Source organism: Cryobacterium sp. CG_9.6, assembly GCF_029893365.1.
Classification (GTDB): Bacteria; Actinomycetota; Actinomycetes; order Actinomycetales; family Microbacteriaceae; genus Cryobacterium.
Map to the genome: position 1 here is coordinate 341,140 of NZ_JARXUZ010000001.1, position 22,218 is coordinate 363,357.

The window sequence follows — 22,218 nt, forward strand, 5'->3', positions numbered from 1 at the left end:
CATCAGCGCGGAGCCGTCGCCTCCACGATCGCGATCTCCCGGGTGGCAGTGTCGTGGGTGGATTCCACCCCGGCCTCACGATCGGGGTCCGGCTCGAGAGCCCTGATCACGGTGATGGGCGTGGTGGGAAGGTGACCGTCCCCGGCGTGGCGCACCCGCAGTCGGGGAGACCTGCGCAGGTGCACGCGCAGGCGAAGCTGACGATAGCGAATCATCCAGAAGAGCAGCGTTGCAGCCGCGAGCAGGCCGGAGGCTGCCGCGAGCCCGAGCGCCCAACGGGGACCGAACGTGTCGGCTACCCAGCCCACGAGCGGTGCACCCAGCGGAGTTCCGCCCACGAAAATGGCCATATACAGGGCCATGACGCGGCCGCGCATTTCTGGTTGAGTTGATGTCTGCACGTAGGCATTGGCCGTGGTCATCAGAGTGATGGATGACAGCCCCACGAACGTGAGCGAGACGGCGAAGCTGGCGTAGGTGGGCATCACCGCAGAGGCCGCGCAGGCGACACCGAAGAGGGCCGAGCCCCCGACCACGAGGCGGAGGCGAGCACGGCTGCGCCTTGCAGCAAGCAGCGCACCGATCACGGCACCTACCGCCATGATGGAGCTGAGCAGACCAAATTCCGTGGCCCCCTTGCCGAATTCAATCGTGGCCATGGTGGAGGTGAAGATGGCGAAGTTGAGTCCGAAGGTGCCGATCAAAAACACTGCGATCATGACGACAACGATGTCGGGGCGACCCCGCACGTAACGGAATCCGGCCATCAGCTGGCCGCGTTTGCGGCTCGCTTTGGGTTGTGCGCGCAGCTGATGGGTGCGCAGCAGCATCATGGCGAAGACCGTGGCGGCAAAGGTGACCGCATTGATCATGAATACCCAGCCGGCTCCGACGGCGACGGTGAGCAGGCCAGCGGCAGCCGGTCCGATGAGGCGTGCTCCATGGAACGACGCCGAGTTGAGCGCTACCGCATTGGAGAGATTATCTTCGGAGACGAGCTCGGAAACGAAGGTCTGTCGGGCGGGAGCATCGATGGCCGCCACCACGCCAAGGCCGAGCGCGAAGAGGTACACGTGCCAGAGTTCAGCCACCCCGGTCACCGTGAGAATACCGAGGCCGAGGGCCAGCAGGCCCATGAGGGTCTGGGTGAGAATGAGCAGCTTGCGCCGATTGAACCGGTCGGCAATGAGTCCCGACCACGGCATGAGCACGAGCTGTGGCCCGAGCTGCAGGGCCATGGTGATGCCAACCGCCGTGGCGTTGTAGTTGGTCAACTGGGTGAGCACAATCCAGTCTTGAGCGGTGCGCTGCATCCAGGTGCCGATGTTCGACACCAGAGCGCCGGCAAACCAGATCCGGTAATTGACGACGCTCAATGAGCGGAACATGGCACTCAACTGTCGGCGAGCCCCCTCATGATCACCGTCGCCGCGGCGAGAGTCTGCCGTTGCTCGTCGCTCAGGGTGATCACGCGCTGGGCAAGCCAGGCATCTCGACGTTTGCGCGTTTCGCGCATCAGAGTGAGGCCGGCCTCCGTGGCCGAGAGCTTCACCTTGCGACCGTCATCTGACGATCCCTCCCGGTGCACGAGGCCGGCGATGACCAGTGCGTTCACCGTGCGACTCATGGACGGCGGGGTGACGTGCTCCCGGTCACTGAGCGCGCGCAGGGTGAGCGAGCCCTCCATGAAGAGGGCGCCCAGGGCCGAGAACTGGCCAGCACTCAGTTCGTTGTCGGGTTTTTCCTGACGCAGGCGACGAGCCAGTCGGCCATTGGCCACCCGAAAGTCATGGCTCAACTCGGCGACCGTGCTCTGGTGGCCCGGCGAATCTGCGGAGGGGTGAGGTGTCGTATCAATTAGCATGTCTAATTACCTTAGCTAATTAGCATTGCTAATTATTCCCCGGATACAAAAAAACAATGACGCGGCACGGGTATACAGGGCGTCAGTGATGTCATTATGGGTGCGTGCCTACATTTACGGATGCCTCGGGTCTCGTCGTGACGTATTACTGCTGGCCTGCAGACCATCCGGTCGGGGTCGTGCAAATCGTTCACGGTGTGGGTGAGCATGCCCTTCGCCATTCAAACCTTGCGCAGGACCTCAATGCGGCGGGGTACACCGTCTATGCCGACGACCATCTGGGACATGGGCAGACCGGGCTCGCCCAGCACCACGGTGACCGAAGCAAGATCGGCCAGCTCGGAGCTGGAGGCATGCGGGCAGCCGTGCGCGATGTGTATCAGTTGAGTGGAATCATCCGCTCGGCACACCCTGATCTACCGCTGGTGCTGCTCGGGCACAGCTGGGGATCGTTTATGGCCCAGATGATCGTCAACGAGCACGCCGATGATTACGACGCGATTGTGTTGAGCGGCACGGCGTATCGGATGCCCGGTTATCTCGATGGTGGTGACCTCAACCGCAAACACCGCAAACTGGGGACGACCGGCGCGGAATGGCTGAGCCGTGACCCCGCCGTGGCCGAGGAATTCGTGAGTGATCCCCTCACCACGAGCACGCCCCTCGCGAAGCTCTTTGGTGTGCGTGAGTCCGCGCGACTCTTCGGGCGCCCGGCGCGGGATCTGCCCCCTGACCTACCCATTCTCATGCTGGTGGGCAGTGACGACACGGTGGGCGGCGAACGCAGCGCGCTCAGGCTGCTGAGGGCCTACGCCGAACGGTCTGGTTTGCGCGACCTGCACCTCATCGTTTACGACGGGGCCAGGCACGAGGTGTTTCACGAGACGAACCGCGAAGAGGTGATTGAGGATCTGGTGGAGTGGCTGGCGGACCGTGTTCCGGCACCAATTATCCCGCCGAGCAACGAAGATTCCGACCTCAACTGATCACTGCGTCGCCCGGGCGGTTAGGCTTTTGTCATGCACGGTGAATATAAAGTTCCTGGCGGCAAACTTGTCGTGGTCGACCTCGATGTCGTGGACAACACGATTGCCAACTTTCGGCTGGCGGGTGATTTCTTTCTGGAACCCGACGACGCGTTGGAGCAGATCAACGCGGCCGTGACGGGACTCGCAACGGATGCCGACGCCGTCACCATCGCTGCGGCGGTGCGGGCGGCGCTGCCCGAGAACGCCGTGCTCCTTGGATTTTCCCCGGAGGCTGTTGCCGTGGCCGTTCGGCGCTCCCTCGTGCAGGCCAGCTCCTGGCGAGACTATGACTGGCAGGTCATTCACGGTGAGGCTGCTGCTCCGGTGTTACAGATGGCCCTCGATGAGGTGCTCGCCATCGAGGTGGGTGAGGGTCGGCGCCAACCCACCCTGCGCATCTGGGAGTGGAACGAGCCTGCCGTTGTCATTGGGAGTTTTCAGTCACTGAAGAACGAGGTCGATCCCGAGAACGCGGCCAAGTACGGCTTCTCGGTCGTGCGGCGCATCAGCGGTGGTGGAGCGATGTTCATGGAGGCCGGCTCGGTCATTACCTACTCGATCTACGCCCCGACCGATCTGGTGCACGGCATGACCTTCGCCGATTCCTACGCTTTCCTGGACGAGTGGGTCCTGACCGCGCTCAAGTCCCTCGGAATCGACGCCTACTATCAACCGCTCAACGACATCACGAGCCCGAAGGGCAAGATCGGCGGGGCCGCTCAGAAGCGTCTCGGGAGCGGCGCGGTGTTGCACCACGTGACCATGAGCTACGACATGGACGGCGACAAGATGGTGCAGGTGCTGCGCATCGGTCGCGAGAAGCTCAGCGACAAGGGAATCACGAGCGCCGCGAAGCGCGTGGACCCGCTGCGCAGCCAGACCGGTCTCAGCCGCGCCGACATTATTGAGCGCATGAAGAGCACCTTCACTGGACTCTACGGAGCCACCGCCGGAGATATAACCGACGAGGAATATGCCAAGGCGGAGGAGCTCGTGCGCACTAAATTCAGCACCGACGAGTGGCTGTCGCGCGTTCCCTAACCTGAGGTCGGAGGTGAGGCGCGGCCTGGCGCGGGAACCCGGAACCGTGCGCGCCACGGGACTGGCTGAGCGGCGTGAGCCGACGCATCCGCTCGAAATTGGGGCATTCCCGGTAAACTGGGCCAATGAACTGGTGGATCCTTCTCGGCATGGCTGCCATTGTGCTGCTTGGTTTTGTCGCGAGCCGGCTGGGGTGGATCGACCTGTCCAACAAGAACGAGCGTCGCGGAAGTGGTTCAAGCGTGCTCGGAATTGGCGATGAGGTTTTTGCGCCCAGCCGATACGAAGCGGCCATTGAGGTGGAGCGGCAGACGGTATTGCCCGCGCCAGCGCCCGTGGCCGGAGATGGTGACCAGGGAATCTACGACGGTCGCATTCGCATCGACGTTGAACACGGGCTCGCCGAGGATCGGGTGCGCGGCGCTCAGAAGCGCTAACTCTCGGCGGTGCAGCAGTATGCCTGCGCTACAGGCCGCGGATCAATAGGTCCTGATACTCGGCGTGCTCGTCGATCCACCTGGCCACATATGGACACTGCGGAATGACGCGCAGACTCGTGTGGGTGCACACATCCGTGAGGGCATGCTCGATGAGAATCGACGCCAGGCCCTGCCTGCGATGCCGGGGATCGATTTCGGTGTGGGTGAATCGCACGGTCGTGGGTGTGAGTATGTAATCGGCCAGGCCAACCGGCTCGCCATCAAGCCACAGGGTGTAGCGGAGCGTCGCGGTGTTGTGCCGCACCTCGGTGCGCTGTGAGACCGGTGCCGTCGGCGCGGTGACCGGTGAGAGATCCTCTGTCATCCCGACATCATAATCTGACTGGCAGAATAGAGGGATGCCTACTGCGTGGAATCCGACCAGTCCCAGTCGGGTGATACACGCCGACAACCTCGACGTGCTTCCGAGCCTCCCCGACGCGTCCTTCACCCTCATCTATCTCGACCCGCCGTTCAACACGGGCCGGCCACAGACCCGCCAAACCACGACCTCGGTGCGTTCCGCCGTGGGCGCGGGCACCAAAGCCAAGGGAACCATCACCGGCTTCAAGGGTCTGCGCTATGAGCGCATCAAGGGTGACCTGCTCGGGTACGACGACCAGTTCGAGGACTACTGGGCTTTTCTCGAGCCACGCCTGATCGAAGCCTGGCGCCTCCTCGCCGACGACGGCACCCTGTACCTGCACCTCGATTACCGCGAGGCGCACTATGCCAAGGTGCTGCTCGACGCGCTCTTTGGTCGCGACTGCTTTCTCAACGAGCTCATCTGGGCCTATGACTACGGCGCGAAGTCCAAGAATCGCTGGCCCACCAAGCACGACACGATCCTCGTCTACGTGAAGAACCCGGCCACGTACTACTTCGACTCGACCTCGGTTGATCGGGAGCCCTACATGGCTCCCGGGCTGGTCACGCCCGAAAAGGTGGCTAAGGGCAAGCTGCCAACGGATGTCTGGTGGCACACCATCGTGTCGCCCACCGGCAAGGAGAAAACGGGTTACCCCACCCAGAAGCCCATCGGAATTCTGCGCCGCATCATTCAGGCGTCGAGCCGTGAGGGTGACTGGGTGCTGGACTTCTTCGCTGGCAGTGGCACCACGGGGGCCGTCGCTGCCAGCCTCGGGCGCAAGTTTCTGCTGGTGGATCAGAACCCCGACTCCATGACGGTGATGCGCGCCCGGCTCGGACCGCGCGTCGACGCCCAGTTCCTCGCCGGCACGGAATACGGTCCGCACGTGGACTTCGTGCCTGAACATCCCGATGCGACGGACGTGCTCTTCAGCGCCTGAGTTTTTTCGCGTGGTTCCGGGGTTTTTGGCTGGGTGTGCGTGCTGGGTTTGTGCTGGGTTTGGTAACGGAACGGTAACAGATCGGGGGAGTTCCAAACCTTTTTAGGGGTGGAACCGAACCCGATGCAGACCTCAACCCCATCCCCACCACCACAGACAAGGACTCATCTCATGCGTACTCTCTCCAAGACTCTTCTCGGCTTCGCGTCGGCCGGAATCCTCGTAGCCGGCCTTGCTGCCTGCTCGACCGGAACCACCACCACGACCCCGGCGCCGGCTGCCAGCTCCTCCAGCGCCCCGACCGCCGAGGCCCCCCTCGCCTCGATCCCCACCCTCACCGGCGTGGACACGTCCGTCCTCCTCGACGCGGACTTCGCTGCCGCGCTCGGCACCCTGGGCCTGACCCCGGGCACCGTGGGAACGGCAACCCTGGAAGAGGGCAGCCTGCACTTCCCCATCACCGGCGGAAACGTTGACTACTTCGACCCCAACGGCACCGTGCGCCCCTACGTGCAGGGTTCACTCGAGCACGACGGCTCCGGCTTCTCCCTCACCGCCGGCGAGACGGTCGTGGAGCTGACCAACTTCACCATCGACCCCGGAACCTCCGAACTCTTCGGTGACGTGGCCGTCAACGGCGAATCCGCCGCCACCCAGGTTCTGCTCTTCAACCTCTACGGCGGAACGCTTGAGCCCCTCCAGATGGACGGCGACAACGCCATCCTCACCGGCACCACCGTGCACATCTCCGCCGAGGCCGCCGGCCTCCTGAACGCCACCTTCAACACCGACGCCGTCGCCGACCAGCTCCTCGTCGGCATCGCCACCATCACCGTCGCCACCAAGTAACACCATCCCACCCGGAGGGGCCCGCCGCACACCGCGACGGGCCCCTCCGTCGTGCCCGCCGCCCCGCCGCCGCCCTGCGCTGCCCTTCTCGGCAGTGCGTGTCGCTAGTTCAGGAGATCCAGCCCCCGGCATCCGCGCGGCCGCGTGTTTACGCGGGCAACACCTGCCCGACCCGGCACATCTCCTGAACTAGCAACCGGCAGGCCCCCACCGGACGCGCCTGATGAAACTGCACCGGGCTGCATCCCAGCAACGACCTGGTCAGGGCTCCGCGGCAGCCTGTTGCGAGTTCAGGAGATCCGGCCCACCGGCATCCGCCTGGCCGCGTGTTTACGCGGGCACCGCGCGCCCGACCCGGCAGATCTCCTGAACTAGCAACCGGCAGGCTCCCACAGGACGTGCCTGATCAAACCGCACCGGGCTGCGTCCCAGCACTGACTGGCCCCGGCTCCGCGGCAGCCTGTCACTAGTTCAGGAGATCCAGCCCGCCGGCATCCGCCTGGCCGCGTGTTTACGCGGGCACCGCGCGCCCGACCCGGCAGATCTCCTGAACTAGCAACCGGCACCACCCCACAAGGGGCGACCGGCCACCACCCGGCCACACCCGCACTGGCCCCGGCTCCCCGGCAGCGTGTTGCGAGTTCAGGAGATCCGGCCCACCGGCATCCGCGCGGCCGCGTGTTGGGACTGTCTCTTAAACGGTGTTTCCGGCCTGACGCGCTGGACTTGGGTCTGGCGGGAAAGGTGCCGTGATGACGACACTTGATGCTGTGACGAAGAAGACGAAATCTGAGCCCACCCGTGAGGCGGTGGCGGCGAAGGAATGGGTGCGGCTGGCCAAGGAACAGGGCCTGGCTCTGGACGGGCCTGAAGGGCTGCTGGGCCAGTTCACGAAAACGTTCCTGGAGACGGCGCTGAACGAGGAAATGACTGAGCATCTCGGTCACGAGAAGAACCGTGCCCCGGACGAGCGTGACGAATCCAACGTGCGCAACGGGACTCGGCGCAAAACAGTGATCAGCCCCTCGACGGGGCCGGTGACCATCCAGGTGCCTCGTGACCGGGACGCCACGTTCACTCCAGTGATCGTGCCGAAACGACAACGACGTTTGACCGGGGTCGATGAGATCGTGCTGTCGTTGTATGCCCGCGGCCTCACGACCGGGGAGATCAGCGCGCACTTCAACCAGATCTACGGTGCGCAGGTATCGAAAGAGACGATCTCTCGCATCACGGACAAAGTGATCGAGGAGATGCAAACGTGGCAGTCCCGCCCCTTGAACGGCGTCTACGCGGCGATCTTCATCGACGCGATCGTCGTGAAGATTCGGGACGGGCAGGTCGCCAACCGGCCCATCTACGCGGCCATCGGCGTGACCCTGGACGGTGATAAAGACATTCTCGGGTTGTGGGCCGGCACCGGCGGTGAGGGCGCCAAGTTCTGGATGTCTGTCTTGACCGACATCAAGAACCGTGGTGTCACCGACACGTTCTTCCTGGTCTGTGACGGGTTGAAAGGGCTCCCGGAAGTTGTCGGGAACGTGTGGCCGTTGACGACGGTGCAGACGTGCATCATCCACTTGATTCGCAACACGTTCAAGCTGTCCTCGAAGAACGATTGGGATGCGATGAAACGAGCGGTGAAACCGATCTACACCGCTCCGACCGTCGACGCCGCGCGGGCGGCGTTGGATGATCTGACCGAGATCTGGGGCAAGAAATACGGTGCGATCATCCGGTTATGGGAGTCGGCATGGGAAGAGTTCACCCCTTTCTTGTCCTACGACCCCGAGATCCGCCAGGTGATCTGCTCCACGAATGCGATCGAGTCGCTTAATGCCCGGTATCGGCGGGCGGTGCGTGCTCGAGGGCATTTCCCCACGGAGCAGGCCGCTCTAAAATGCTTGTATCTGGTCACTCGAAGTCTCGATCCCACCGGTGAGGGTCGAGCTCGTTGGACGATGCGTTGGAAGCCAGCTCTCAACGCCTTCGCCATCACCTTCCACGACCGCTGGCCGAACGCAGAATCCTACTAATGAAAAACGCCGGAAACACCGTTGACGAGACACTCCCCGCGTGTTTACGCGGCAGCACCTGCCCAAGCCGGGAGATCTCCTGAAGTAGCAACGGGCGATCAGGCGGAGCGAGCCTCCGCGATGAGGCGAGCGTAGGTGAGGCCACTGTCTTTGATCGTGCGCTCGAGGGTGTCATAGTCCACACGCACAATACCGAAGCGCTTGTCATAGCCGTAGGACCACTCGAAGTTGTCGAGTAACGACCAGAGGAAATAGCCGCGCACATCGGCCCCCTGCTCGATGGCCTCGGCAACGGATGCAATGTGGCTGAGAACGAAGGCGGTGCGCTCGGTGTCGTGTACCGCGCCATCCGCTGAGACGTCGTCGTCGTAGGCCGCACCGTTCTCCGTGATGTAGAGCGGCGGCAGCGTGGGGTACTCGGCAGTGAGGCGCACCAGCAGGTGGCGCAGGCCGTCGGGATTGACTTCCCAATCCATGCCCGTGCGCGGCAGGTCCCGGCGCGGGAACGTGAGGTGCTCCGAACCCACCCACGGGGAGCCGCTGGGGCGCAAGGCGCCACCCGAGTGGCTGTCGCCGACCGCGCTGTCCGGGTGACCACTCACGAGATCATCGTGATAGTGATTGACACCCAGAAAATCGATCGGAGCGGAGATGATGTCGAGGTCGCCGGGGAGTATTACGTCGCTGAGGCCACAGGGCTCGAGATCAACGAGAGTGTCAGCGGGGTAGGCGCCCAGCACGATCGGCTCAAGAAAGATGCGATTCGCAAGCGAGTCGAGCCGGCGGGCAGCGTCGATGTCCACCGGGTCGGCGGCGTCACGCGGGATGGCGTTGGTGAGGTTGAGCGTGATGCCGAGCTGCTGTGCACCGAGGGCGCGCAGGCTGTTCACCGCGAGGCCGTGCGCGAGATGCTGGTGATGCACGGCAGCGACCGCGGCTCGGGGTTCCTGCCGGCCGGGGGCGTGCACGCCGGACGCGTAGCCCAACAGGGACGAGCAGAACGGCTCATTGAAGGTTGTCCAGTGGGTGACGCGGTCGCCGAGCGCGGCGTAGACATCCGCTGCGTAATCGCGAAAGCGAAAGGCCGTGTCGCGGTTGGCCCAGCCGCCCGTCTCCTCGAGGGCCTGCGGCAGGTCCCAGTGGTACAGGGTAAGCCAGGGCAGGATGCCGGCCTCGAGCAGCTCGTCGACGAGACGCGAGTAGAAGTCGAGACCCTCCGGATTGACGGCGCGATCACCCGGCCGCACGCGTGCCCAACTCGTGGAGAACCGATATGAGTCGAGGCCGAGTTCACGCATAAGGCGCACGTCGGTGGGCATGCGGTGGTAGTGGTCGTCGGCAATCTCCAGGTTGTCGCCGCCGTGTACGGCGCCCGGGACCCGCGCGAAGGCGTCCCAGATGGAATCTTCCTTACCGCCCTCGTGGCCGGCTCCCTCTACCTGTGCGGCGGCCGTGGCCGATCCCCAGATAAAGCCCTTCGGCCACGTGGCCCCGGTGAGTGCGCTCTCATACATACGCATACGCTACCGCGTGGGCGCGCGTAGGCTCGCTGTGTGCCGAAGAATCACGAGCCCGACGGCGGCGCGCAACCGCCCCGCCGCACGGTGTTGTTCGTGGTTGCCGCCCTGGTGTGCATGTCGCTGGCCGCGGCATCCGTTGTGGTGGGAGTCGTGGCCGGTACGCCGAGAGAAGCGGATGCCGCAGCCACGTCCCCGAGTCCACTCGCGTTCCCGCCCACCCGGCGCCCGGTGCCTACTGCCGTGCCTGCGTCCACGCCGGTGCCGACCTTCAATCGGGCGGCGCGTGACCGTGATGATCCCGCCAGCCTGTGGGTGGTCGTGAACAAACAGCGACCGCTGCAGCCCGCCGACCACACGCCGGATGATCTCGTGACGGTTCCGGTGGCCCACACCTGGCAGCCGCAGCTGCGGCAGGAGGCATCCGTCGCCGTGATTGCCCTGTTCGCAGCCGCGCGCGACGAGGCCGGCCTCAGCCTTGCCTCCAACAGTGCCTACCGTGGTTTTGCCGCACAGACCCGGGTGTGCTCGGCCGCGGTGAGTGCCCGGGGAGTTGCGTCGGCCGATCAGGGTATTGCCAGGCCGGGAAGCAGCGAGCACCAGACGGGCCTCGCAATTGACATTGGCGCGGAGTCGGGACGGTGTTCCCTGAACGCGTGTTTCGCTGAAACCACGGAGGGACAGTGGCTGGCCCAGAATGCCGCGCGGTTCGGGTTTTTGCTGCGCTACCCCGCCGACAAAGTAGCGATAACCGGCTACGAGTTTGAGCCGTGGCACTTTCGCTACATCGGCCCGGAGCTGGCGGCGGAGATGCGCGTAAAGAGCACGACCACTCTCGAAGAATTCTTCGGTCTTCCGGCGGCGCCACGCTACCCCTAACGGGATCATCGATTCGAAAAAGTTCCCTGAAATTGCGCTGCGCCACGCCGCACTCAGGGAATTGCCAAGAACCCTGTGTTTGGGTGGGGGCACCCCGAAAGCAACACAGAATCGAATCCGTGCGCCCCGAATCCAGCCCAGAACACCGCGACCAGCGTCACAGCCGCCCCCGCGACCAGCTCGATCAGGGACCCCACAACACGCCGCGCAGCACTCCACGACACGGTGCCCCCGAGCAGATGTCTGTCGCCGACAGTGGGATCGCCCAGCTTGGCCGTGGCCCGCACAACGGCGCGGAAATGGGTGCCGACACGGCCGCCGGCACCGCTTCACCGCCCGTGCAGTACCTGACTCGACGCGAGGCTCTGGCTCAGTCGAGGCTCGCCATTGCCGCTCTGGAACCTGTGACGCCCGCTGCCGCTGAATCCAATGCTGTCGTCGTGCCCGCGATCCTCGTTGCTGGCACTGCCCTACCCGTCGTGCCCACGGTCGCGGCCGCCGAACATGCCGTCGCCGTCGCGGACGCAGAACCCGCCGCCGAACCGATCGCGCCCGTCGGCAACGCCGAACCAGTCGCCGCCGAACCAGTCGCCGCCGAACCGATCGCGTTCGCCGCGCCCGCTGCGGCTCCCGCCCCGGCCCTCAACGCGCAGGCCACCCTCATCGCCGCCACCGCGCCCGAGACACCCAGCCCGAATCTCCTACCCACATTCACCAGCCGCGCCGCACTGAAGAGCCACCTGGCCACGACCAAGCGTCGTGCGCGACGCCCGGCCGGCGCCATCCGCTCGAAGAGTCGCCGGCACGTCGTGCTCATCAGCGCCGTGGCCTTGGCCTGTGCCCCCATCGTCATTGCACTCGGGCTCGCCTACACGGGTAACTCAGCCGGAGCGTCGGGGAACGCCTCGCAAGCCGCCTCCGCGCCGACACCCTCGGCCAGCGTCGCCCCCGCCCCCGTCGTGGCGACCGAACCCACCGTCAGCAGCATGGTCTCCGCCGATTCCGTGACGCCGATCCCCGAAGACGGCTCGTCAACGGGTCCGGTCACCGGGGGCACCATGGTCACGCTCACCGGAGCCGACCTCGACACCGTCGCCACGGTCACCTTCGGGGCCAACGCGGGCACCGTCGTGGCCGCAACCGAGACCACCATCACGATTGAGACTCCGGCATCGACCGACTACGACCCCGGTGTCGTTCCGGTGGAGCTCCTCAACGCGGCCGGCACGGCACTCGTCGTCATGGCCGAGGCTCCCATGGCCACGCCTGCACCGGACGCCCGGTCTGCGCCCGCGCCCACGGCATCCGCTGTTCCGGAACCCTTGATGTTCAGCTACGTTCCCGACCCCCGCATTACGGCCCAAATGGCCTACGTGAACGCCCACTGGAACGATTACAACGGCGCCGAATATGGCGTCCTCAGGGGCAACGACTGCGTCAACTTCGCGAGCCAGTCGCTCATCAAGCGCGGCTGGACCATGGATGACGCCTGGTCCTTCGACCTGGCAACCAACAATTACAGCCTCCCGTGGGCCAGCTCCACCGCGTTCGACGCGTACCTGCTGGCTCACCCTGAGCGCGCGCTTCCCCTCACCGACGAGCAGCGCTCCGAGGTGAAAGTGGGCGATATTGTGCAGTTCGACTGGGATCGCTCGGGAGACCGCGACCACACCGGCATCGTCACGGCCGTCATCAAAACGGATGCCGGCGTGCAGGTTGAATACGCCGGTCACACCTTCAACACCATCAGTCAGTCCGTCGACGAGTCACTGGCGAACTCTGGTGGCACCGTCTCGTACTGGAGCATCAAGTAACCAGCCCCGCCCCAGGTCTGAATCTGCTGAGTGCGAGCGCGGGTGTTTCGCCCCAGAGGCGGTTTGTGGTTGTCTTGAGGTGAGACGTTCAAAACCGATCTCTTTACCCAAGAATTGAGGCACACGTGGCGTTTACCCGGTTGCAGAAGATCGGCGCGGCCGCAGCCGTAGCGGCGGTCGTCGCTGTGGGTGCCACCGCCCTCGTTGTGCAGGCCGCCACGCCCACCGAGGCCACGCCGGTTGCCACGTCCGCACCTGTTGAAACGGATGCCGCCCCTCGCGCCGCCCCCACGGCCACAGCCACCCCGGAACCTGTCGCAGCCTCCAACGCCACGGCATCAAGCCCCGCGGTTCAGGCGCAGCTCGACTACACCCTCGCGCACTGGAGCAGCTACAACGCGGCGGACTACGGTGTGCTCGGTGAGAACGACTGCGTGAACTTCGCCAGCCAAGCACTCATCGTGCGGGGCTGGCAGATGGATGCCACCTGGAACAGTCCCCTCAACGGCGACGCGTATGCGTCCTCGGCCGCCTGGCGTAGCTCGACCGCCCTCATGAACTACATTGCCGACACGGGCAAAGCCACGGCGCTCACCGATGACCAGCGCGACCAGGTGAAGCTGGGCGACATCGTTCAGTTCGACTGGGATAACTCGGGTGACCGGGATCACACCGGGGTCGTCTCCCGCATCGAAGGTAGCGGCGACAACATCGTGATCTACTACGCCGGCCACACGGAAGACACGGACTACCGTTCCGTGGACTTCGCCATCACCGAGCGTCACCCGGGCGGCACCGCGTACTACTGGAGCATCCCCTAGCCCCACGTTTACCGCTCGCGCAGGGCGGGTTACTCTCGCGGCACTCGTTTGACCGGCGGGCACTAGTTTGAACGAGTGCCAGCCAGCCAAACAAGTGCCGCGACTGTTGCCGGGCCGCCGCGCCGAGTGCCAGCCGGCCAAACGAGTGCCGCGACTGTTGCCGGCCGCGACTGTGGCACGCCGCAGCCCTCGCCGGACCGCCACGCCGAGTGCCGCGACTGTTGCCGGGCCGCCACGCCGAGTGCCGCGACTGTTGCCGGGCCGCCGCGCAGGCCGCCGGCTAGGCGATAGCGGCGTCCACGATGGCCTTGGCCTCGAGCTGAACCTGCGCGAGGTGCTCTGCGCCAAGGAACGACTCGGCGTAAATCTTGTACACGTCTTCGGTGCCGCTCGGACGTGCCGCAAACCACGCGTTGTCCGTCGTCACCTTCACGCCGCCAATTGCGGCACCGTTGCCGGGCGCCACACTGAACTTGCCGGTGATCTTCTCGCCGGCCAGCTCGGTGGCGGTAATGGCGTCACCGTTGAGGCGGCCGAGCGCGGCCTTCTGCGCGGGCGTAGCCGCGGCATCCACTCGGGCATAGGCCGGCGCACCGAAGTGCTCGGCCAGCTCGGCGTAGCGCTGCGAGGGGGTCTTGCCCGTGACCGCGAGAATCTCCGCCGCGAGCAGGGCGAGCAGAATCCCGTCCTTGTCGGTGGTCCACACCGTGCCGTCGAAGCGCACAAAGCTGGCGCCGGCGCTCTCCTCGCCGCCGAAGGCCACCGAGCCGTCAATGAGGCCCGGCACGAACCACTTGAAGCCCACCGGAACTTCCCACAGGTCGCGGCCGAGAAAGCCGGTGACCCGGTCGATCATGGTCGAGGAGACGAGTGTCTTGCCCACGGCGGCATCGGGGCGCCAGCCGTCGCGGTGGCTGTACAGGTAGTCAATGGACACGGCCAGAAAGTGGTTCGGGTTCATGAGGCCGCCGTCAGGCGTCACGATGCCGTGCCGGTCGGCATCCGCATCGTTGCCGGTGAGCAGGTCGTACTCGTCTTTGTGAGCCACAACGGATGCCATCACCGACGCGCTCGAGGGATCCATGCGAATCTTGTCATCCCAGTCGAGCGTCATGAAGCGCCAGGTGGGGTCAACGTGCGGGTTGACCACGGTGAGATTGAGGTCGTAGCGGTCGCGGATCGCGCCCCAGTAGCCCACGCTCGCCCCGCCGAGCGGGTCGGCACCGATGCGGATTCCGCTGGCCTTAATAGCGGCCATGTCGATGATGTTTTCGAGGTCGTTTACGTAGTTGCCGCGAAAGTCGTAGGTTTCGACGGCGCTCGGCTCGCTCATCTTCACGTCAACGAGGCCGCCGGCAATGAGTTCGTTGGCACGGTTGGCGATCCAGGAGGTGGCGTCGCTATCGGCCGGACCGCCGTGCGGCGGGTTGTACTTGAAGCCGCCGTCCATGGGCGGGTTGTGGCTCGGGGTGACGACGATGCCGTCGGCGAGGTCGCCGTTCTCCGCCCGGTTGTACGCCAAAATCGCGTGGGACAGGGACGGGGTGGGCACGTAATCATCGAACTCGTCCACGAGAACGCGAACACCATTGGCCACGAGAACCTCAAGGGCGGTCGTGTACGCCGGCGCACTCAGCGCGTGCGGGTCGGTTCCCATGAACAGGGGCCCGGTGGTGCCTTGACCCGCCCGGTATTCCACGATCGCCAGGGTGGTGGCCATGATGTGGTGCTCGTTGAAAGCGGTGTTGAGTGAGCTGCCGCGATGCCCGGACGTGCCGAAAACCACTCGCTGGGAGGGAATATCAACATTGGGTTTCAGGTCGTAATACGCCTTTACTAATGCGTCGACATCGATCAGATCTGATTCCTGGGCCGGAGTTCCTGCGCGTTCGCTCATATGCCAATACTGGCACCCACAGTAGGCTGTGAGCCATGCCCGAGACCCACAATGTCACCTACAGCTTCCTGGGACCCGCCGGAACCTTCACTGAAGCGGCCCTTGCACAGGTCCCCGAGGCGCAGGGAAAGCCGTGGCGAGCCGTGAACAACGTGGGTGAAGCGCTCGCCGACGTGATAACCGGTCGCAGTGTTGCAGCCATGATTGCGATTGAAAATTCCGTCGACGGCGGCGTGTCGGCCACGCAGGATGCTCTCGCGAGCGTTCCCGGTCTGCGCATCATCGGGGAATATCTGGTGCCGGTGAAGTTCGATATCGTGGCCCGCCCAGGCACCACGCTGCAGCAGGTGCGCGTGATTAATGCGCATCCGGTCGCCTACGCCCAGTGCCGCAGCTGGCTGGAGCGCAATCTTCCCAACCACGGACACATTCCCGCGTCGAGCAACGTGGCCGCGGCGAGCTCCCTGTTCGAAAACGGACTCGCCGACGCCGCCATCGCCCCGCCCGGAATCGATAAGCACTACGACGTGGCCGTGCTCGCCACCGACGTGGGCGACAACCCCAATGCCGTCACCCGCTTCGTGCTGGTGGCCAAAACGACAAAGATTCCGGCTCGCACCGGCGCCGACAAGACAAGCCTCATCGTGGAACTGCCCGAGGACCGCTCCGGTGCCCTGCTGGAACTGCTGGAACAGTTCGCCACCCGCGGTGTGAACCTGAGCCTGATCCAGTCGCGCCCCATCGGCGATGCCCTCGGACGCTACCGTTTCGTCATCGATGCCGACGGCCACATTCTCGATGAACGCATGAGTGACGCCCTCCTCGGCCTGCGCCGCTCCAGCCCGAACGTGCTCTTTCTCGGCTCGTACCCCCGTGCCGACAAGGCCCCGAACGAGTTCACCTCGCGCTACGACGACGAAATCTTCATCGAGGCACGCGACTGGCTCAGCACCCTCATCGAGGGAGAATCGATCAGCTCGTGACGGAACCGGTGTTCGACCCGCGCCACGAATCGCGTTTTCAGCGCGGTTATCAGCCGAGCGTGCATCGATCAGCCGCACCAGCGGATGCCGCGGTGCCGGCCCACCCGTCGCCTCCGGCCGGTTCGCATCGCGCTCCAACCGCTCCGGCGGCGACCGTGGCGGAGGAGCCCGCTGCAGCACCCGCCGGGGCGCAGGCCGCTCTCCTCGCCGACCTCGAGGCCCGGCTGGAGGCGATCCGCGACGCCACCGCATCCGCTGCGCCCGCCGCACTCGTGGAGATTCTTCCCGATGAGGTAGCTGAAGTGAAGCGGAGCACCCGGAGCATCAACCCGTTCATTATCGGCCTCTGGGTTCTCGGACCGGTGCTGGTTTTCACTGCTGTCTGGGGACATATGAAGGCCGTGTCGATCTCGATGTCCAGAAGCTCTACCGGGTTTGACGTCGCTCAGGAACAGTTCAGCATGGCGTCGCTTCAGCTCCTGTTGTCGTTCTCTCCGTTTACCCTGGCTGCCGGCCTGGCTACGGTTATCGGGCTCCTCTTCTGGCACGCCTGGACCTGGCGCACGCGTCACGCAGGTTCCGCGGTAAGGGCGGCCTCGGCATCCGCTCGCTGAGAGCGCTGAGAGCGCTGAGAACGCTTAGGTCGCGGGAACGCGCACGAGCAGCGCGCCGGAGTCGGCGCTGAGCGACACCGAACGCACCCGGCCGAATTCGTCACCGTCGATTTCGAACTGCTGAGGCTGCGCCACCACGATGCGAATATCGGCGCCGCGCAGCGTGGTCATCACGCGTTCGTTCGTCGACGCGGTGCGCTCAATGAGGCGTCGCCCCACCGCCGAGCGCCGCAGGACACCGTTTTCCCAGGTGACGCGCCGCCAGATGGTAAGCCAGCCAAACACTCCCTTGGGCTGGAGCACGGCAATATCCAGAATGCCGTCATCGAGCAAGGCATCGGGCAAGAGCTGAATATTTCCGGGCAGCAGACCGCAGTTGGCCACCAAAATTCCGCTCACGTGTGCCGGTCGGTCGGTACGCCCGCCCACGCTGTAGCGGATGCCGAAGGGCTTGCTCTGCGGAATCGCCCGCATCGCCGCGTCCACGTAGGCGAGCCAGCCCAGCTGTCTCTTCAGGTCGGCGCGGGTATTTGCGATCAACTCCGCGTCGATTCCGAGCCCGGCCATCACGAGGAAAACGTGCTCACTCGTCTCTCCGTCGGCGCGCTTTATGGCTGCAACGCCCACATCGATGGCCCGGTCCACGCCGCCAAAGGCAATGTCCGTGGCGGCATCGAGGTTGCCAATCGGTAGCTGCATGTTGCGCGCCAGCAGGTTGCCGGTGCCGGCAGGAATGATGGCGAGCCGCACTCCGGAATCGCGCAGGGTCTCCGCCACGGCCCGAACGGTGCCGTCTCCTCCGGCAGCGAGCACCAGCGTGGCGCCCGCGGTCAGGGCCCGCTCGGTGGCGTGCTGGCCGGCATCCGCTTCGCTGGTCTCAAACCATTCGATGTGAGCACAGCCGTGTGTCGCGGCGGCGGCGGCAACACTCTGACGCAGCTTGTCGATGTCAACCTTGATGGGGTTGAATACCACCGCGGCATGCGGCGAACGCTGAGGAGTCCCGGAGGCTGTCACGCTGCCTAGGGTAGCCGACCCTGCCCGAACGCGCTTGTAGACTGAGCCGTGTGATTGATCCGGTGCTGTTACGTGAAAATCCTGACCTCTTGAAGCGTTCGCAGGAGGCCCGTGGCGACTCTGTTGAGGCCGTTGATGAGGCGCTCGCAGCGGATGCCGCCAGGCGCGCGTCGATCACGGCCTTCGAAGACCTGCGCGCCGCCCAGAACGTGTTCGGTAAGACCGTGGCGTCGGCCCCGCCCGAGCAGAAAAAGGCCCTTGTGGCCGAGGCGCGGGGCCTTGCCGCGGGCGTGAAGGCTGCTGGCGCTGTCGCCGGGGAGGCCGAGGACCGCTTCACGAAAATCGTGCGCACCATCGCCAACCCCATCATCGACGGGGTGCCCGCGGGCGACGAGGCCAACTTCGTCACGCTGCGCACGCACGGGGACACCCCCACGTTCGACTTTGAGCCGCGCGACCACCTGGAGCTCGGCGAGCTGCTCGGCGCCATCGACATGGCCCGCGGCGCCAAGGTATCGGGAACGCGCTTCTACTTCCTGAAGGGCATCGGTGCCCGTCTCGAAATCGCCCTGATGAACATGGCCTTGGACCGTGCCCTCGACGCCGGCTTCGTTCCCCTCATCACCCCCACGCTGGTGCGCCCCGAAATTATGGACGGCACCGGCTTCCTCGGCGAGCACAACGATGAGGTGTACTACCTGCCCGGCGACGACCTCTACCTCACCGGAACCAGCGAGGTCGCGCTCGCCGGGTACCACAAAGACGAAATTCTCGACCTCAGTGACGAGCCCCTCCGCTACGCCGGCTGGTCCACGTGCTACCGCCGGGAGGCCGGCTCGGGCGGAAAGGACACCCGCGGCATCATTCGGGTGCACCAGTTCAACAAGCTCGAAATGTTCACCTACGTTCTGCCCGAGAACGCCGAGGCCGAGCACGATCGCCTCGTGGCCCTGCAGGAGAGCATGCTGCAATCCCTCGGCCTCAGCTACCGCGTCATCGACGTGGCCGCCGGCGACCTGGGGTCGAGCGCCGCCCGCAAGTTCGATATCGAGGCCTGGGTTCCCACGCAGGGCGCCTACCGCGAGCTCACGAGCACCAGTAACTGCACCACGTACCAAGCTAGGCGTCTCGACATCCGCTATCGCACCGAGAGTGGCAAGACCGCACCTGTCGCGACCCTCAACGGAACCCTCGCCACCACCCGGTGGATCGTGGCCATTCTCGAAACGCATCAGCAAGCAGATGGCTCGGTGCGCGTCCCCGAGGCCCTCCGCCCCTACCTGGGTGGCCTCGAGGTGCTCCGACCCCTTGCGGCGAAGCAGGGGAGCGTGGCGAAATGAGCGTGAGCGCCGAACGTTGGCTCATTGCCCTCGACATTGATGGCACCACCATGCATGACGATGGGTCGATCAGTGACTCCGTGGTGGAGCAGGTGCAGCGACTCGAGGCGGCCGGACACGCGGTCATGCTCGCCACCGGGCGTTCCGCTGCAGCCGCGCTGCCCGTGCTTGAGCGGCTGAACATCACTCCGCGTTACGTGGTGTGCTCCAATGGCGCCATCACGATGCACCGCGATGCCAGTGCGCCGCTCGGTTACCGGCGGGAATGGGTGGAAACCTTCGACCCGAGCGATGTGCTCAACTCGATTCGCCCGCACCTTGCGAACGCCCGGTTTGCGGTGGAAGACGAGCACGGTTTCTATCGCTACACCGAACCGATTCCCGATGCCACGATCGGCATGGAGAGCGAACGCGTCGATTTTGACGAGCTGATGCGACACCGCGCCACCCGCGTGGTGGTGATTTCACCCGATCACGACATGGAGGACTTCCTCGCGATCGTGGAGCGCATGGGCCTCAGTCGGGTGAGCTACGCGATTGGGTGGACTGCCTGGCTCGACATCGCGCCCGATGGCGTGAACAAGGCCACCGCCATGGAGCGGGTGCGTCTGGAGCTTGGCATTCCGCGCGAGCGGGTGATGGCCGTTGGTGATGGTCGCAACGACATCGACATGCTCACGTGGGCCGCCGAACACGGTCGAGGAGTGGCAATGGGTGAGTCGCCCGACGACGTGCTGGAGTCGGCAAATGAGGTGACCGGCACCGTGCATGTCGATGGGCTTGCGCTCGTTTTGGCCACGCTCTAGAGTGCATGCAGCACCTGTACAGGTCGTTGTGTCAGTCTGAACCGCGCCCGTCGGTTAGAATCAGGCGGTGTTCATCTTCGGACGAACCGGGAGGGCTGTCCGAGCGGCCGATGGAGCCAGTCTTGAAAACTGGTGGGCAGAAATGTCTCGTGGGTTCGAATCCCACGCCCTCCGCAGTGCAGTAATAAATGTTGTAACCCAGTGTCATGGCCGGCACGCCGATGAAAGGACCTGAGTGAGCGACCAACTGCGCCCCCGTTCGACTGGCTCGAGAAACCTCAACACGATCGCCCGTCATGGTCGGTTGAAGAGGTCGAGTGCGTTCAAGACGGTGGCCCGGTTTGTGGCGGCAAGTCTGGCCGTGGTCCTGGTCAGTGGCGTGTCTGTCGCCGCGATCGCCACGTTTGATGTGGCTGCCAGCGCACAGGACGGTGTGCATCTCGACAATGAGACGAACGGTCCTGTTCCGCAGATTGGTGCCATTGACGGTGGCGTGAACATGCTCGTGGTGGGTAGTGACAGTCGCGTGGGCCAGGACGCGATTTTCGGTCCGGAAGATTCCACCGGTGACCTCAACGACGTCACCATGCTGCTGCATATCTCGGAAGATCACACCAACGCATCCGTCATCAGCTTTCCTCGCGACATGTTCGTTCCCATTCCTTCCTGCAACAAGGTGGATGGCAGCGGCTCCTATAACGCCATGAGCCGGCAAAAGATCAACACCACGCTTACCTATGGTGGGCTGGCCTGCACCGTGGCCACGGTCGAGAAGCTCACCGGGCTCAGCATTCCTTTTGCCGCCGAGGTGCAGTTCAGCGGCGTGATGGCCATGTCCACGGCTGTCGGCGGAGTGCCGGTGTGTGTGGCCGAACCCATCGAGGACGAGTACACGAGCACGTTCCTTGCGGCCGGCGAGCACACGCTGGAGGGCTTTGAGGCGTTGCAGTTTCTGCGCACCCGCCACGGCGTTGGTGACGGCAGCGACCTGACCCGCATCAACAACCAGCAGTTGTTCATGTCGTCGCTCGTGCGCACGATCAAGAGCGCCGACACGCTCGCCGATCCGACCAAGGTGTACTCCCTGGCCAAGGCGGTCACCGGAAACATGCGGCTGTCCGACAGTCTCAACAACGTCTCGGTGATTGCCTCGATCGCCGTGGCACTGAAGGACATTGACCTGAGCCAGGTCGTGTTCGTGCAGGTGCCCACCGGCAACGTTGAGGGTGGTGTCATTCCGTCGCAGCCTGCCTTTGAAGATATGTTCACCGCTGTTGCTGCCGATGAGCCGATTCAGCTGAGCGGAACCACTGGTGGGGGAACCGTCGCAGACCCGAATGCGCCGGTCACTGAGACCGCAGCACCCACGGCAGACCCGGCTGCGCCCACCGAGACCACGGCCCCGGCGACGGACACGTCCACCCCCGCTGCAACAGATCCTTCGGTTTCTGTTCTGGACGATTCCGTCACCGGTCAGACGGCCGCAGATTACACCTGCACGTCCGGGCGTACACTTCAGGATCAGTAGCCCGACGGCCGTGACGGGTGGGGTCGTCACGAAGGCCGCTCGGGTCGGCTAGGATAGACAGGTATGTTTGCCTCGGCAGGCATCAAGGAGACGTCGCATAGTTCGGCTTAGTGCACCACCCTGCTAAGGTGGAGTACCCTTTACGGGGTACCGTGGGTTCAAATCCCACCGTCTCCGCAGTGAGGAATTCACGTAATTCCGGTGATTTGTTCACGAAATTCATATGGCAAGAAAAAACCGGCGATCGCATCGCCGGTTTTCTGCGTTAAAGCGCGGATTCCAAGAGTGATCGTCCCAAGAAACGCTGTGATCCGGGCGTGACCGGCGGTTAAACACCGCTGCGCCCTGTTTTTGGCAGGGCGAAGCGACTTCTAATGCAGGTAACGGAATTGTTG

At 64.6% G+C, this 22,218-nt stretch carries 20 protein-coding genes and 2 tRNA genes; 16 read left to right on the forward strand and 6 right to left on the reverse strand.

Features of this window, described 5'->3' with window-relative positions; genetic code table 11:
- Window positions 1-2 precede the first annotated feature (2 nt).
- Both H4V99_RS01575 and H4V99_RS01580 read right to left on the reverse strand, forming a co-directional pair.
- Complete coding sequence (locus H4V99_RS01575) at window positions 3-1,388, reverse strand: MFS transporter (RefSeq protein ID WP_280674931.1); 1,386 nt, start codon at window positions 1,386-1,388, stop codon at window positions 3-5.
- Window positions 1,389-1,393: 5 nt separating this feature from the next.
- Complete coding sequence (locus H4V99_RS01580) at window positions 1,394-1,864, reverse strand: MarR family transcriptional regulator (RefSeq protein WP_280674933.1); 471 nt, start codon at window positions 1,862-1,864, stop codon at window positions 1,394-1,396.
- Window positions 1,865-1,968: 104 nt separating this feature from the next.
- On the opposite strand from H4V99_RS01580, the gene H4V99_RS01585 reads away from it, so the two are divergent.
- The 3 genes from H4V99_RS01585 to H4V99_RS01595 all read left to right on the forward strand — a co-directional run bounded on the left by H4V99_RS01585 (window position 1,969) and on the right by H4V99_RS01595 (window position 4,370).
- Window positions 1,969-2,850, forward strand: a complete 882-nt coding sequence (locus H4V99_RS01585; protein ID WP_280674935.1) for an alpha/beta fold hydrolase — start codon at window positions 1,969-1,971, stop codon at window positions 2,848-2,850.
- Window positions 2,851-2,883: 33 nt separating this feature from the next.
- Window positions 2,884-3,933 (forward strand): biotin/lipoate A/B protein ligase family protein, encoded by a 1,050-nt coding sequence (locus H4V99_RS01590; protein WP_280674937.1) that lies wholly within the window; start codon window positions 2,884-2,886, stop codon window positions 3,931-3,933.
- A gap of 125 nt (window positions 3,934-4,058) precedes the next feature.
- A complete protein-coding gene (locus H4V99_RS01595; RefSeq protein ID WP_280674939.1) occupies window positions 4,059-4,370 on the forward strand; it encodes a hypothetical protein in 312 nt (103 codons plus the stop codon).
- Between the two features lie 28 nt (window positions 4,371-4,398).
- Here H4V99_RS01595 and H4V99_RS01600 read toward each other — a convergent pair whose 3' ends face one another.
- Window positions 4,399-4,737 carry a GNAT family N-acetyltransferase gene (locus H4V99_RS01600; RefSeq protein WP_280674941.1) on the reverse strand — a complete coding sequence of 113 codons (339 nt, stop codon included), beginning with the start codon at window positions 4,735-4,737 and terminating at the stop codon, window positions 4,399-4,401.
- 34 nt (window positions 4,738-4,771) lie between these two features.
- Here H4V99_RS01600 and H4V99_RS01605 point away from each other — a divergent pair, with 34 nt between their 5' ends.
- From H4V99_RS01605 to H4V99_RS01615, 3 genes are all read left to right on the forward strand, one after another.
- The gene (locus tag H4V99_RS01605) at window positions 4,772-5,722 is read left to right on the forward strand and encodes a DNA methyltransferase (RefSeq protein ID WP_280674943.1); all 951 of its coding nucleotides are present in this window, start codon (window positions 4,772-4,774) and stop codon (window positions 5,720-5,722) included.
- Between the two features lie 171 nt (window positions 5,723-5,893).
- Window positions 5,894-6,571 carry a hypothetical protein gene (locus H4V99_RS01610; protein WP_280674944.1) on the forward strand — a complete coding sequence of 226 codons (678 nt, stop codon included), beginning with the start codon at window positions 5,894-5,896 and terminating at the stop codon, window positions 6,569-6,571.
- Window positions 6,572-7,320: 749 nt separating this feature from the next.
- Complete coding sequence (locus tag H4V99_RS01615; RefSeq protein WP_280674945.1) at window positions 7,321-8,607, forward strand: IS256 family transposase; 1,287 nt, start codon at window positions 7,321-7,323, stop codon at window positions 8,605-8,607.
- 98 nt (window positions 8,608-8,705) lie between these two features.
- On the opposite strand, the gene H4V99_RS01620 is transcribed toward H4V99_RS01615, so the two are convergent.
- The gene (locus tag H4V99_RS01620; protein WP_280674946.1) at window positions 8,706-10,121 is read right to left on the reverse strand and encodes a GH1 family beta-glucosidase; all 1,416 of its coding nucleotides are present in this window, start codon (window positions 10,119-10,121) and stop codon (window positions 8,706-8,708) included.
- A gap of 39 nt (window positions 10,122-10,160) precedes the next feature.
- On the opposite strand from H4V99_RS01620, the gene H4V99_RS01625 reads away from it, so the two are divergent.
- The 3 genes from H4V99_RS01625 to H4V99_RS01635 all read left to right on the forward strand — a co-directional run bounded on the left by H4V99_RS01625 (window position 10,161) and on the right by H4V99_RS01635 (window position 13,638).
- Window positions 10,161-11,003 (forward strand): M15 family metallopeptidase, encoded by an 843-nt coding sequence (locus H4V99_RS01625; protein WP_280674948.1) that lies wholly within the window; start codon window positions 10,161-10,163, stop codon window positions 11,001-11,003.
- A 119-nt stretch (window positions 11,004-11,122) separates the two neighbouring features.
- Window positions 11,123-12,817, forward strand: a complete 1,695-nt coding sequence (locus H4V99_RS01630) for an amidase domain-containing protein (protein ID WP_280674950.1) — start codon at window positions 11,123-11,125, stop codon at window positions 12,815-12,817.
- A gap of 125 nt (window positions 12,818-12,942) precedes the next feature.
- Entirely contained in the window at window positions 12,943-13,638 is a 696-nt protein-coding gene (locus H4V99_RS01635; protein ID WP_280674952.1) for an amidase domain-containing protein, read from the forward strand.
- Between the two features lie 280 nt (window positions 13,639-13,918).
- Here the strand turns inward: H4V99_RS01635 and pgm are convergent, their stop codons facing one another.
- Window positions 13,919-15,535 (reverse strand): phosphoglucomutase (alpha-D-glucose-1,6-bisphosphate-dependent), encoded by a 1,617-nt coding sequence (gene pgm, locus H4V99_RS01640; RefSeq protein ID WP_280674954.1) that lies wholly within the window; start codon window positions 15,533-15,535, stop codon window positions 13,919-13,921.
- Between the two features lie 35 nt (window positions 15,536-15,570).
- Here pgm and pheA point away from each other — a divergent pair, with 35 nt between their 5' ends.
- Window positions 15,571-16,518, forward strand: coding sequence for a prephenate dehydratase (gene pheA, locus H4V99_RS01645; RefSeq protein ID WP_280674956.1), 948 nt, complete (start codon window positions 15,571-15,573; stop codon window positions 16,516-16,518).
- Entirely contained in the window at window positions 16,515-17,132 is a 618-nt protein-coding gene (locus tag H4V99_RS01650) for a hypothetical protein (protein ID WP_280674958.1), read from the forward strand. Before pheA ends, H4V99_RS01650 begins: the two co-directional genes overlap by 4 nt.
- A gap of 24 nt (window positions 17,133-17,156) precedes the next feature.
- Here the strand turns inward: H4V99_RS01650 and H4V99_RS01655 are convergent, their stop codons facing one another.
- Window positions 17,157-18,149 (reverse strand): diacylglycerol kinase family protein, encoded by a 993-nt coding sequence (locus tag H4V99_RS01655; RefSeq protein ID WP_280674960.1) that lies wholly within the window; start codon window positions 18,147-18,149, stop codon window positions 17,157-17,159.
- 50 nt (window positions 18,150-18,199) lie between these two features.
- Here H4V99_RS01655 and serS point away from each other — a divergent pair, with 50 nt between their 5' ends.
- From serS to H4V99_RS01680, 5 genes are all read left to right on the forward strand, one after another.
- The gene (gene serS / locus H4V99_RS01660) at window positions 18,200-19,489 is read left to right on the forward strand and encodes a serine--tRNA ligase (protein WP_280674962.1); all 1,290 of its coding nucleotides are present in this window, start codon (window positions 18,200-18,202) and stop codon (window positions 19,487-19,489) included.
- Window positions 19,486-20,295: an HAD family hydrolase gene (locus H4V99_RS01665; RefSeq protein WP_280674964.1), complete on the forward strand. Its 810-nt coding sequence runs from the start codon at window positions 19,486-19,488 to the stop codon at window positions 20,293-20,295. Before serS ends, H4V99_RS01665 begins: the two co-directional genes overlap by 4 nt.
- Window positions 20,296-20,384: 89 nt before the next feature.
- Window positions 20,385-20,469 (forward strand) — tRNA-Ser (locus H4V99_RS01670).
- 61 nt (window positions 20,470-20,530) lie between these two features.
- Entirely contained in the window at window positions 20,531-21,823 is a 1,293-nt protein-coding gene (locus H4V99_RS01675; protein ID WP_280674966.1) for an LCP family protein, read from the forward strand.
- 86 nt (window positions 21,824-21,909) lie between these two features.
- Window positions 21,910-22,000: transfer RNA gene (locus H4V99_RS01680), tRNA-Ser, on the forward strand.
- The last annotated feature ends 218 nt before the right edge of the window (window positions 22,001-22,218 follow it).